11 protein-coding genes are annotated in these 12,895 nt (G+C 59.6%); 8 read left to right on the forward strand and 3 right to left on the reverse strand.

Annotated features, from left to right (window positions below; all coding sequences use genetic code 11):
- The first annotated feature begins 239 nt into the window (after positions 1–239).
- The 7 genes from JK176_RS12655 (at position 240) to JK176_RS12680 (ending at position 8,878) form a co-directional block, all read left to right on the forward strand.
- Positions 240–902, forward strand: coding sequence for a ParA family protein (locus JK176_RS12655; RefSeq protein ID WP_077804141.1), 663 nt, complete (start codon positions 240–242; stop codon positions 900–902).
- Entirely contained in the window at positions 899–1,252 is a 354-nt protein-coding gene (locus JK176_RS12660) for a hypothetical protein (protein WP_064275342.1), read from the forward strand. Before JK176_RS12655 ends, JK176_RS12660 begins: the two co-directional genes overlap by 4 nt.
- 669 nt (positions 1,253–1,921) lie before the next feature.
- A complete protein-coding gene (locus JK176_RS12665) occupies positions 1,922–2,299 on the forward strand; it encodes a hypothetical protein (protein WP_211588217.1) in 378 nt (125 codons plus the stop codon).
- Positions 2,251–2,748: a hypothetical protein gene (locus JK176_RS15185; RefSeq protein ID WP_349291934.1), complete on the forward strand. Its 498-nt coding sequence runs from the start codon at positions 2,251–2,253 to the stop codon at positions 2,746–2,748. Before JK176_RS12665 ends, JK176_RS15185 begins: the two co-directional genes overlap by 49 nt.
- A complete protein-coding gene (locus JK176_RS15190) occupies positions 2,630–3,193 on the forward strand; it encodes a phosphoadenosine phosphosulfate reductase family protein (RefSeq protein ID WP_349291937.1) in 564 nt (187 codons plus the stop codon). The genes JK176_RS15185 and JK176_RS15190 overlap by 119 nt, the downstream gene beginning before the upstream one ends.
- A gap of 201 nt (positions 3,194–3,394) precedes the next feature.
- Entirely contained in the window at positions 3,395–3,655 is a 261-nt protein-coding gene (locus JK176_RS12675; RefSeq protein WP_077804144.1) for a hypothetical protein, read from the forward strand.
- A gap of 114 nt (positions 3,656–3,769) precedes the next feature.
- Positions 3,770–8,878 carry a DEAD/DEAH box helicase family protein gene (locus JK176_RS12680; protein ID WP_211588152.1) on the forward strand — a complete coding sequence of 1,703 codons (5,109 nt, stop codon included), beginning with the start codon at positions 3,770–3,772 and terminating at the stop codon, positions 8,876–8,878.
- Between the two features lie 89 nt (positions 8,879–8,967).
- Here the strand turns inward: JK176_RS12680 and JK176_RS12685 are convergent, their stop codons facing one another.
- Positions 8,968–9,891, reverse strand: a complete 924-nt coding sequence (locus JK176_RS12685; protein ID WP_211588153.1) for a LysR substrate-binding domain-containing protein — start codon at positions 9,889–9,891, stop codon at positions 8,968–8,970.
- Positions 9,892–9,989: 98 nt separating this feature from the next.
- Between JK176_RS12685 and JK176_RS12690 the strand changes: the two genes are divergently transcribed.
- The gene (locus JK176_RS12690) at positions 9,990–10,958 is read left to right on the forward strand and encodes a carbon-nitrogen hydrolase family protein (RefSeq protein ID WP_211588154.1); all 969 of its coding nucleotides are present in this window, start codon (positions 9,990–9,992) and stop codon (positions 10,956–10,958) included.
- A gap of 177 nt (positions 10,959–11,135) precedes the next feature.
- Here the strand turns inward: JK176_RS12690 and JK176_RS12695 are convergent, their stop codons facing one another.
- Together JK176_RS12695 and JK176_RS12700 are read right to left on the reverse strand one after the other, a co-directional pair.
- Positions 11,136–11,672: an SRPBCC domain-containing protein gene (locus JK176_RS12695; protein WP_211588155.1), complete on the reverse strand. Its 537-nt coding sequence runs from the start codon at positions 11,670–11,672 to the stop codon at positions 11,136–11,138.
- Positions 11,673–11,784: 112 nt separating this feature from the next.
- Positions 11,785–12,894: an NADH:flavin oxidoreductase/NADH oxidase gene (locus JK176_RS12700; RefSeq protein WP_211588156.1), complete on the reverse strand. Its 1,110-nt coding sequence runs from the start codon at positions 12,892–12,894 to the stop codon at positions 11,785–11,787.
- Position 12,895 lies beyond the last annotated feature (1 nt).

Below are 12,895 nucleotides of genomic sequence, written 5' to 3' on the forward strand. Positions count from 1 at the left end.
GAACAAACTTCCAGGCTAAGCAACATAAATCTTGGTGTCTGGAACCAAACCAGTGGACACTTTTCGGCAAATATCTGAAAAAAAGCAGAAAAATTCCCAACCTCGCAACGGTGTGAATTATGTATATATGTACACAAACACATGTAAGAAAAGACATGTAACCATTGACATGTAACTAGCAACATGTCAGTCACTACATGTAAACCTGTAAGTGCCGGCTCTATCGTGAGGTATTTTCTGTGGCTGTTTTATCTATAGCTTCGGCCAAAGGCGGGTGTGGGAAGACCACCTTGTCGATCATTCTTTCAACTGCCCTTGCTCAAAAGGGGTACAAGGTCCGCCTTCTAGACTGTGACTTAAATCAGCACGCTAGCGAGTTCGGGGCCAAAAGCGAGATGCAGGATCTCACGGTTAGGCCGTCAATAGACGAGCATAATATTTTGGCTGAGGTGCGAACTGCGGAAAGCGAGAGTGACCTGACGATCATTGATCTTCCTGGTGGATCCTCCACCCTAGCCTTAAAGGCGTTGCAGCGTTCCAACTTCGTGCTTGTGCCATGCCAAGCGAGCCTTCCGGACGTGCGGGACGCATTCAAAACTATCGCTCAGATAGACGATGCAGAAGACCTAGCGCGAAGCTCTATTCCCCGTGCTCTCATCTGGAGCCGTGTGTTACCTGGCTTTGAGTCCAGAGCAGCGAAGCATGTTAGGGAGAGTGTGGAGCAGCAGAATGTACCAGTCTTTAGGGCGGCGATGCTGGAAAGAGCTGCCTTCAGAGAGATGCACATCACCGGCACAAGTCCGGTTGAAAATGCCGGTGCGTCTCCCGCGGCCCAGAATGTAGAAGCTATTGCCGAGGAGCTTCTTGAGAAGCTATCGGCTCTGGCGGAGAGTGCCAGATGACAAAATCGCCTCTACCGCCCATCACCGATGCGCTGACGCCTCGTCCTGCTAAACGACCTAATCTTCGTGATCTCAAGGCCCCACAGATTGTCGAAGACAGTAGCGTTTCAGAAAACAGCCGTGCGCTAGGCACAAAATGGGGCGCACAGACATCATTAGATGAGCCCGATCCTGCTATGACATCTTTGCGGATGGTTATCCCAGAGTATGTGGATCGACAGCTATCGCTAAAGGCTGCGGAAGCTAAAGTCACAAAGCAATATCTTGTTCTTAAGGCCCTCTCTGAAGCCGGGTATGAAGTGAGGGAGGCTGATCTGATTGAGGACAAGCGTAAAAGGCGCCGGCGCTAAGTCTTTGAGCTAAAGGTACATGTTGAGAACTACATGTACCTTTAGCTGCTTTTGAGGTTATGAGTGTTCTCCATCCCCTGATTTAAACCCGCCTTGGAGCGATAGAGCAAAAGCAACCAATAGGCAGAATTACTTGTAATTCACAACATGTACATAAACACATGTAAACAATGACGCATAAATAGGAAGTGAAAAGGAAAAAAAAGGATTGGCTAGGAGCCGTGCAGTCCCTAGCCGAGCGCGATGATGCTCAAACCAAAAATGGATCGAGCACCATGCGCCGTTGCAATTTCCTCTGTGTTCCAGTGCCTCTCGGTCGGCCTCTTCTGCGGTGGACCGATACTTAGGAACTCATGTCCTGCCGTCGGTGCAACACCTACAGAGCAAAAGCAAGAAATGACCAAGATTACTTGTAATTTGCAACATGTAAACAATAACATGTACACAACAACATGTAATTATGAAATATAAATAGAGGGGAAATAAGGAAAGGGCTGTCTGGAAGCTGCCCAGCCCGCAACAGGTGGGTCAACGCGTGTCCTCGCCATGCTCGCCGTCTGCGCGTGGCTGCGGGCCGCGTTGATCCTGCCGCGGCGCGGCACTGTTGCAGTCTGAGCAGCCCCCAGCCGGACGCGACGATGTTCAAAAACCAGAAATGGGTCGAGCATCATGCGCTATCATTACCTTCCTTACGTCCCAACACCACGCGGTCGGCCGCCCATGCGGTGGACCGATACGCAAGAGCCTGTGTCCTGCCGCAAGTGCAATGAGCACTGGGCTGGCGGTGATCCGGCCCTGACCATTTCCTGCACGGGCTGCAACGCTCCAGCACATGAGCCCTGCCGTCGCAGCGCGGGGGGCAATGAACGGGTGTGTGCGTGCCGGGATGAGGCGGCAACCCAGCTTGGACTCCTCTCACGCTGCGACGGCCTGAGCTGGGACAACCGGCACGTCAAGCCGCTTCTCCTGCGGGACGCTCCGATCGCCAGTGCCCTGATGTGCCGCTCTGTCCGAACAGGAGCCCCGGTCAGCAGGTTCGTGTCATGACGCCGGATCTGACGTCGTATGACAGCATCATCGTGGCCATCTCGGGCGGCAAAGACGGCCTCGCCTGCCTTTTTGCCCTTCTTGAAGTGGGTGCCCCGACGGACCGCCTGGAACTGTGGCACCACGAGGTGGACGGGCAGGGGCCATCCTTCATGGACTGGCCCTCCACCTCGCCCTATGTGAGCGCGCTGGCGCAGGACTTTCGCCTGCCGCTCTATCGGTCTCGGCGAGAGGGCGGCTTCGAGCGGGAGATGCTCCGCAAGGACGCACCTGCGGTTTCCCCAGGTCTCTGCCAGCCTGACGACACGCTGGTGCCCCGGTGTCACCAAGATCGACGTCGCCGACCGCGCCCTACGTGGCCAGGACCGCTTCCTGAACCGCCGCACCCTGTTCGTAACGGGCGAGCGTGCCGAAGAAAGCTCAAACCGTGCCCGCTATGCCGCTTTTGAGCCGCACCGCACGGATACGCGACATGGCACGCGACGTCGCCGTCACGTCGATCACTGGCGGCCCGTCCATCAGTGGAGCGAGGCGCAGGTCTGGGACAGCCTGAAACGCTGGAAGGTGATGGCTGCGCTACCATACCGCATCGGCTTCTCCAGACTGTCCTGTGCCACCTGTATTTTTGGCGATGCGCGGCAGTTTGCAACGATCCGCTGGCTCGATCCGGCCCGCTTTGAACGCCTCGTGCAGTACGAGCAGCAGTTTGGCTGCACGATCAAGCGCACCGTGTCGCTGGAGCAGCTCGCCGAGCAGGGCAGGCCGTATGCAGCCGCCCTGGCAGCGCCCGAGCTGGCCCGCGCGTGCCTCTCGGCGCGTCCGATCCCGACTGTCTTCACACCAGCCTGGGAAATCCCGGCCGGAGCGTTCGGGCAGGGCGGGGGGCCAACCTGAAAAAAAAGAAGAAAAAACAGAAGGTTGGAAAAAAGGAAAAGAGGGGAGGGGGGGCAGCACAGGCCAGCCCGCCCTGCAAGAGGTGGGTCCGTCCGTGTCCTCGCTCCGCTGCGGGCCGGGCGGTCCCGACGCTGCGCGTCGCTCTGGCAGGCCGCACTGTCCTGCGCTCGCCGGAGAGGGTCAGGAAAGGAAATAAAGACAATGTCAGACACCCTCGAACGTCCCGCACAGGCGCACGCCTTCGACCTCAAACAGGCCCACGAAGAGGGCTGGACGATCCTCGAAGGCTGCGGACCCGACAATGACGAGACGCGTCTGGTGGGTCTGCATTGCAGCGATCCGCAGGCCTGGTGGCGCGTGGCGAGGAAGGCAGGCGAGGGTTCAGCCTACCACCGTGAGGCGCTGTCCCGCCTGTCCGAGAACGAGCGCGAGCAGATCCGCCTGCGCTTTGGTCCCCTCTGACCCCGCGCTGATCCGGGAGGTCTGACGCCTCTCTCCCCGCACTGATTCTGTTTTCCGGCCCCCCGGTCTGCCTCCGCGCAGCACCGGGCGCTGCCGCTTGTCCGGAGTTTTCCCATGTCCATGTCCCAACTGAGCTTTTTCGATACCTCAGCACTCGGCGGCAGCCAGTCCAATCTCTACTGGGGTGATCTTCCCGGAGACCGCGCCCTTGAGGAAGCCGCCGCTGCGGTCCGACAGGCGACACAGGCCCCGGCTCCGATCCCCGCTGTCCTGCCGAAGGTGGATTTCGTCCTGAGCGGAACGCGTGGCCTCGCCCCGGGCTGGAAAGAGCGCGCCCGCGACAATCTGGCAGCGATCCGCCTTCTGGCTACACTGGAAGCGGAAGACCGCAACGCCAGCGCGGAAGAGCAGGCCGTGCTCGCCCGTTTCACAGGGTTCGGGGCCGGAGAGCTGGCCAACAGCCTGTTCCCGCGTGCCGGAGAGACCTTCCGGTCCGGGTGGGAAGAGATCGGCAGCCAGCTTGAGGCCCTGACCAGCCAGCAGGAGCGGGCCGGTCTGGCACGGGCCACGCAGTACGCCCACTACACGCCCGAGCTGATCGTTCATGCGATGTGGGATCTGGCGGCGCAGATGGGGTTCCGGGGCGGCCGTGCGCTCGAACCGGGCTGTGGCACCGGACTTTTTATGGCAAGCGTGCCCCCGAAGCTGGCGCCGAAAACCGCCTGGACCGCGATCGAGAACGACCCGCTGACGGCCCGCATCACGCGCAAGCTGTTTCCGAACCAGTGGGTCCGGTCGGAAGATTTCACAACAGCCAAGCTGGCGGAACGCTACGATCTGGTGATCGGCAACCCGCCGTTCAGCAACCGCACGGTCCGGGGCACGGATGAGCTGGGACGCCTTGGCCTGTCCCTGCATGATTATTTCATCGCCCGGTCCATCTCCCGTCTGCGTCCCGGAGCCGTGGCGATGTTCGTGACGTCGCGGTGGACGATGGACAAGTCCGATGCCGGCGCACGGCGCACGATCTTCGAGAGCGCTGATTTCGTGGGTGGCGCACGTCTGCCAGCCGGGGCCATGCGCGACGATGCCGGAACCGATGTTGTGGTGGACGTGCTCGTGTTTCGCCGTCGCGCACCGGGAGAGGATGCGGGCGATGCGACATGGCTGGACGTGGCGGCGCTGGAGGACACCGATCAGGGCGAAGGCCCGTTGCGGATCAACCGCTATTTCGCGGAAAACGGCCAGCAGGTTCTCGGTCGGCACGACTGGACGAGCGGGCAGTTCGGCCCGGAATACACCTGCAAGGCCAACCCGCTCCAGATGCTGGACGAGGCTCTGCCGCTCGCCCTGAGCCGTCTCTCTTCGCTCGCCCGCTTCCCGACCCCGCAGACGCTCGATGTCGCGATAGTGCAGGACAATCATGCCGCCGAGGTCGGAACGGCCGCAGACGGTGCCCTGCTGAAAGAGGGCAGTTATCTGCTGCACAAAGGCGCGCTGCACCAGATCATCGACGGCGAAACCGTGCTGGTGAAGGTGAAGAAAGGCGAGCAGAAGGAAGGGATCTTCCAAAAGCACGCGGCCATCATCAAAGGTCTGATTCCTGTGAGGGACGCGGCCCGTCTGGTGCTGCGCGCTCAGGTGGAGAACCTGCCCTACAGCGCGCATCAGGCGGATCTCAAGCGCGCCTATCAGGCGTTCAGCCGTCAGTTCGGGCCGATCAACCTGACGAACACCACGACGCGGGTGGATGAAGAGACGGGAGAGGAGAAATCCACACAGCGCCGTCCGAACCTTCAGCCGTTCTACGACGATCCGGATGTGTGGCTGGTCAGCTCGATCGAGGAGTATGACGAGAAGAGCCAGACCGGCCGTCCGGGACCGATCTTCAGCGAGCGCGTCATTCAGGCCCTGTCCGAGCCCGAGGTTCACGGCGCTCATGACGCGCTGGCGGTCTCCCTGCATGAGACGGGTGGCGTGGATGTCGAGCGCATGGCGGAGCTTCTGGGCCGTCCCGGTGAAGAAGTGCTCGCCGAACTCGGATCCTCGGTCTATCTCGATCCGATCCGCAGCACGGGCGGCCGTGAGGTCTGGGTGACGGCCGACGAAGCCCTGTCAGGCGCGGTCCGCACCAAGCTGGCGCAGGCCCGGGAGGCTGCCGAGCGCGACCGACGCTATCTGCGCAATGTCGCCGCCCTTGAAGAGGTTCAGCCCGAAGACCTGCGCCCGTCCGACATTACCGCCCGTCTGGGAGCCCCATGGATCCCGGTGCCGGATGTTGAGGCCTTTGTTGCAGAGGTCATGGGGGTTCGCACGACCATTCACCACACGCTGGAGGTGGCGACCTGGAGCGTGGACAAAAGCGGCTTTTCCGGCAAGGCCGAGGCCACCTCGGTCTGGGGGACGCAGCGTCGTCATGCCGGGGATCTGCTGGACGATGCGCTCAATCAGGCCAGCCCGAAAATCTGGGACACCTGGCGCGATGTGAACGGCGAACACCGTGAGCTGAACACGAAGGAGACAGAGGCGGCCAAGGAGAAACTGGCCGCGATCAAGACCGCGTTCGAGACATGGGTCTGGCAGGACACCGACCGCGCCGAGCGTCTGGTGCGGCTGTATAACGATGCGTTCAACAACCTTGTCCCGCGCACGTTCGACGGCTCTCACCTGAAACTGCCGGGAGCCAGCACGGCGATCAGTCTGCGCGACCATCAGAAGCGGGTGATCTGGCGGATCATCGCCAAGGGCAGCACCTACATGGCTCATGCGGTGGGGGCCGGGAAGACGTTCTCGATGTGCGCGGCCGTGATGGAGCAAAAGCGCCTCGGCCTGATTTCCAAGGGCATGATCGTGGTGCCGGGCCACTGCCTTGCGCAGATGGCGCGTGAGTTCATGATGCTCTACCCGAACGCTCAGATCCTCGTGGCGGATGAGACCAACTTCGTGAAGGACAAGCGCCAGCGGTTCCTGGCCCGGGCGGCCACGGGAAACTGGGACGCCATTGTCATCACGCATGACGCCTTCAAGTTCGTGCCGGTCGAGAGCGCGTTCGAGCAGGAGATGGTCGAGGACCAGATTGCCTCTTACGAAAGCCTTCTGGAGAATGTGAGCCGCGATGATCGACTGTCGCGCAAGCGCATCGAGCGCCTTAAGGAAGGGATGGAAGCCAAGCTGAAAGCCCTGTCCAGCCGCAAGGACGATCTCGTGCATCTCGGTGAAATCGGGGTGGACCAGATCCTCGTGGATGAGGCGCAGCAGTTCCGCAAACTGTCTTTCGGCACGAACCAGTCCGATCTGAAGGGGATCGACCCGAACGGCAGCCAGCGCGCCTGGGATCTGTTCGTCAAAACGCGCTACCTCGCCAAGCGCAATCCCGAGCGGGTGCTGGTCATGGCGTCAGGCTCGCCGATTACCAACACCCTGGGCGAGATGTTCTCGATCCAGCGCTTCATGGATCTGCCAGCCCTTGTCGAGCGTGGCCTGCACGAGTTCGACGCCTGGGCCGCAAGTTTTGGCGAGACCCGCACGGAACTGGAGCTTCAGCCGAGCGGTCTTTACAAGCCGGTCACGCGCTTCTCGGAGTTCGTGAATGTCGCGGATCTGATGGCGATGTATCGCGACTTTGCCGACGTCGTGCAGCAGGACGACCTGCGACGCTACGTCAAACTGCCCGAGATTGCGGGCGGCAGGCGTGAGATCGTCGTGGCCGATAGCGGGGACGCCTTCCGCGAGTATCAGAAGACGCTCGCCGAGCGGATCAAGAGGATTGAAGAGCGCACGGGCAAGCCCCAGAAGGGTGATGACATCCTGCTGTCCGTCATCACCGATGCCCGGCACGCCGCAATCGACCTGCGTTTCGTGCGGAACTGGGCGGCGAATGACAACAGCAACAAGCTGAACGTCATGATCCGCAGGGTCTTTGAGATCTGGCAGAACACGTCCGCCAATCGCTACACCGACCCTGAGACGGGACGGCAGTACGAGCTGCCCGGTGCCACGCAGATGATCTTCTCGGATCTGGGCACGGAATCCGCGCTGGAGACACGCGGGTTCTCGGCCTATCGCTGGATCCGCGACGAACTGATCCGCATGGGCGTCCCGCGCGACGAGATCGCCTTCATGCAGCACTACAAGAAGAGCACGGCCAAGCAGGCGCTCTTTCGGGATATGAACTCCGGACGCAAGCGCATCCTGATTGGATCGTCCGCAACCATGGGAACGGGCGTGAATGCGCAGCAGCGCCTGATCGCCCTGCATCATCTCGATGTGCCCTGGCTGGTCTCGGATATCATCCAGCGCGAGGGCCGGATCGAGCGGCAGGGCAATCAGAACCCGGTGATCCAGCTCTATGCCTACGCCCTGAAAAGGTCGGTGGATGCGACGAACTGGCAGATGCTGGAGCGCAAGCAGAAGTTCATCTGCCTTGCCATGTCCGGAGATCGGACCATCCGCCGTCTGGAGGATGTGGGAGCAGAAGCCAACCAGTTCGCCATGGCCAAGGCCCTTGCGTCGGGTGATGAACGCCTGATGCAGAAGGCCGGACTGGAGGCCGAGCTGGAGCGTCTGGAGCGCTTGCAGGCCGCCCATCACGACGATCAGTATAATGTCCGTCGTGCCATCGACCGTGCCGAGCGTGACCGTGAGACGGCGCAGGCCGTGATCCCGCGTTTTCAGAACGACATCGCACGGCGTCAGCCGACACGCGGTGAAGCGTTCCGTCTGGTGCGCAAGGATCGGGAGATGACCGAGCGTGAGAAGGCGGGTCAGTGGCTTCTCTCGCAGGCCCGTCTTGCGGCGAAGTCCGGAGAGAAAGGCAAGTGGACCCTTGGCACCATCGGCGGCTTCGAGATCCTGTGCGAGACCTGGCGCACCCGCTTTGACGGCGAGGAGACGTGGGACGCGACCCTCGGTCTTGTGCTGGACGGTCGGATCCTCGGCATGGATTTCGACCGCGAGACAAGCCCGGTCGGGCTGGTCAGCCGCATCGAGAACGCGCTGTTGCGGTTCGAAGCGGAACTGGCGGACGCGCGCCGTCAGGTGGAGGAAGCCGAGCGCAAGCTCCCCGGATACCGGGCCCGCGTGGGTCTGGCATTTCCGGAGGCGGCGCTGTTGCAGGAGAAGCGCGAGGCCATGGCGGCCCTTGAAGCAGATCTCGCAGCCGATACGGAGCGCCGCGAGGAGGCGGAAAAGGCTGAAGCAAAGGCCGCGCTCGAAGCTGCGTGAAAATCGGGAAGATAGTCAGAAATGGGGGGGAAGCCGAATGTCGGTTATCAGTTTATTGTTGTCCGATATCGGACATTCACGATGCGAGATTAATCCGAATAGATTGCCTCCAAATCCGGTGATATTGCTCGGAAGGCATCGCTTACAACCTGGCGCATCCAGAGATTATCGGCCGTTCTCTGCCAGAGCAGCGACACAGAATACTGCCCCAGATCAATGGGTGCCGCGCAGACCGTAAGACCCGAAACGGCAGCGAGGCTCTGCGCGGCATGGAGGGGCAGTGTGGCAATGGCACGCGTTCCGATCAGGAAAGGGGGGAGCGCAGAGAAATGCGTCAGTGCCGATTGTACCCGGCGCGCGTGGCCCAGAGTTTTTAACACATGGTCTACGATGCCCTCACGTCCGGAAAAGGACACCAGAAGATGTGGCAGCGTGAGATAATCTTCCAGTGTCAGGGGAAGTGTGAGGCCGCAGGCGGCTGGATCAAGCAGGCAGGCATAACCAGACCGCCCGATCTCCTGCTGCTGTAATCCGGAGCGTACATTCGGCTGTGCGACAACAGCAAAGTCGATTTCTCCCGCTTCAAAAAGGGCCTCCACGCGGTGTGTGTTAGCCTGCCTGAATGTCACTGAAACACGGGGCGCTTCTTCTGCCAGCCGCTTTGTGATTAGCGGCCCAATTGCAATCTGGAAATCGTCAGACATCCCTATGGAAAAATGTTGTCGGCTGGTTGCGGGATCAAAGGCAGTAACAGTCGAGAATGCGTTCTGGATCAGAGCGACCCCGCCCTGAAGCGGTTCCGCCATAGCGATTGCCCGAAGTGTTGGCTGCATACCCCCACGGGTGCGGACGAACAAAGGGTCATCCGCCGCTTCCCTCAGGCGGCCCAAAGACGCACTGACGGCTGACTGGCTCAGTGATAATCGTTTTGCTGCTCGGGAGACGCTGCGTTCTTCCCAGAGTGCCAGAAAGGTAGTGATCAGATTGAAATCAAGACGTGAAATATCGACCATAGTGATTTTGATTATCAAAACAATCAATTTGCCCGATAATGTGAGAAAGTCCACTCTTTCTGTCACTGTAATCCACTACATGCATGAGAGAGCCGGACATGAGCCAGCGTCGCGTTGCCGTTATTCAGGCGGGAAGCAGTCTTTTTGACACTCCCCGGACACTGGATCGGATGGAGGCCCATTGCGAAGCCGCTGCAGCGCAGGGGGTTGAACTCGCAGTCTTTCCCGAGGCGTATATTGGTGGATATCCAAAAGGGCTGAGTTTCGGCGCTGTTCTTGGAAGCCGCTTCCCTGAAGGGCGTGAGGATTACCTTCGATACTGGAAGTCAGCCATTGACGTTCCGGGAGTAGAAACAGCGCGGATTGGCTCTTTCGCAGCGAAGATGAAGGCCCATCTCGTTGTTGGGGTTATCGAACGAGATAGGGCGACGTTGTATTGTACGGCGCTCTTCTTTGGGCCGGATGGGACACTTCTTGGCAAACATCGCAAGCTGATGCCGACCGGCACCGAACGACTGGTCTGGGGAAAGGGAGACGGTTCGACCATTCCGGTATTCGAAACAGAGATCGGGCGTATCGGGGCTGCGATCTGCTGGGAAAATTACATGCCGGACCTACGCCAGAGCATGTATGCTCGGGGTATCAGTCTCTGGTGTGCGCCTACGGTGGATGAGCGCGATATCTGGCAGGCGTCCATGCGGCATATTGCGTATGAAGGACGGACGTTTGTGCTCAGTGCCTGTCAGTACATGACACGCTCGGATGCGCCGGAAAATTATACCTGTCATCAGGGTAACAACCCGGAAACCGTGCTCATTCGTGGCGGAAGCGTGATCGTCAATCCGCTCGGAGAAATCATCGCAGGCCCAATCTATGATCGTGAAGCCATCATTACGGCGGACATTGATCTGGATGATCTCATCCGGGGGAAATATGACCTCGACGTGGCGGGGCATTATGCCCGTCCTGATATCTTCAGCTTGCAGGTTAACAACGCCTGTCAAAATCCAGTATCGTTCTCTGGGCAAGAGATCGATGCTCCACTTCCCACGATGAAGATCGAATAAAATAACTGCTGCCTCTATCGCCTTGCCGTAGCTACTGAATCCCTCCCTTTAGATGTCACGGCAAAGTCCGTGTCTGGGGATGAACTGCTCTGGGGGGGAAAGCCGAATGTCCGCTGCTGAACATGAGTCGCAGATTACGGACATTCTCTTCAGAGACGGTTCCGAAAAAAGCAATGTTCATAGTTTGGATGATTTTGTTACCGTTGAACTTCGAGCTGCTGACACCAACCCGTCCAGCCACTCCTGATGCCCGTTGATCATCGGATTGGGACGCGTGGTTGCCAGTGTCTTGGCCGGTTCCCCGTTCTGGGTTTCCTGCGTAAGAATTCTGACGCGTCCTTCAGGCAGATCTTCAATCAGCCAGGCATGGTGAACGTCAAGCCTCTCAGCTGAGCCTTCCTCGCCAGACCATCCATGCCATGCCACCCGGCCTGGCTGTCCCGAGGCCGGGGGGAGATATTCCGTCACTTTGGCCTGAACCGGAAAGCCAAATGTCTCAAAGTAAAACTGTATTCCCTCCGCCAGTTCTGGACCTTTATCATCATAAAAGCGAGGGTTGGCGGAATTGGCATAATAGGTGGGCCACTTCGCCGGATGACTAAGCAACGGCCAGATTTCAGCAACCGTCAGTCCGGCTACGATCACCTCGTTGGAAGCAAAATTATCCGCGAAGCCCGGTACATAGTCTTGAGGCCAGAATATTTCGTTTGCCATTGGAATTTTTTCCTTTCCTGAAAGCGGAGCTATTTGATAATTCGCGCCAGATATAAATTCCAATCATGAGTTATGATGATGGTCATAACTCACAAAAATACAAGAACTGCGCCTATGCCGACGCTGCTGGTCGATAGCGTTCAAGCCAGTGCGCGTAAGACGGCGGAAGAACCCAGGACGGTCGATCAAGACCTAGATTCAGTGCCGCTGCGTAGGGCCAGTGCGGATCGGCGAGGTGGGCACGCCCCACCATCACCAGATCCATCTGCTTCTTCTCCACGACCCCATTCGCCAAAAGCGGCGTGTCGATCCCCCAGGACGACGCGACAGGCAGACCCGTCTCACGATGGACCCGCTCGGCAATCGGGGCCAGGAATGCTGGGCCCCATGGGATCTGCGCATCCGGCGTTGAGAAACCGACGCTGACGTTGAGCATGTCCAGCCCTTCGGCCTTGAATTGGTGTGTCAGGGTGATCGCTTCTTCAAGCGTCTCCTCGTCCCGTCCGTCGAACTCAATGACTCCGAAGCGGGCCGTCAGGGGAAAGGTCTCAGGCCAGACCTTGCGAACCGCACGGAGCGTTTCCAGAAGGAAACGGCTTCGTCCCGCCAGATCGCCGCCATACTCATCCGTACGATGATTGGCATGAACCGAGAAAAAGCTTTGCGCGAGATAACCGTGAGCGAAATGCAGTTCCAGCCATTCGAACCCGGCCTCTACGGCACGTCGTGTCGCGGCGACAAAATCCGCCTGAACCCGCATGATGTCCTCATGCGTCATTTCCCGCGGCACCTGAGGCAGGTTCGCACCATAGGCGATGGCTGACGGTGAAATCGTCTCCCATCCGCGCGGGTCACCGTCAGCGATGTGATCATCCCCCTCCCACGGTCGGTTGGCGCTTGCCTTCCGGCCTGCATGAGCAAGCTGAATTCCTGCGACGGCGCCAGCCGCCTTGATCTCACGCGCAACTGTCGCCATGCCCGCGATCTGACGATCATTCCATAGGCCCGCGCATCCGGGAGTGATCCGTCCCTCGGGAGAAACGGCCGTCGCTTCCACAATAACAAGACTGGAACCGCCGCGGGCAAGGCTCGCGTAATGGACTGCGTGCCAATCGGTTGTGAACCCGTCGACCGCGACGTACTGGCACATCGGCGGGACCGCGATACGATTGCGCAGATGTGCGTCCTTGAGGGCGAAGGGGGTAAAAAGAGCGGGTGTCATG

This window comes from Gluconobacter sp. Dm-73, from assembly GCF_018256215.1.
Taxonomy (GTDB): Bacteria; Pseudomonadota; Alphaproteobacteria; order Acetobacterales; family Acetobacteraceae; genus Gluconobacter; species Gluconobacter cadivus.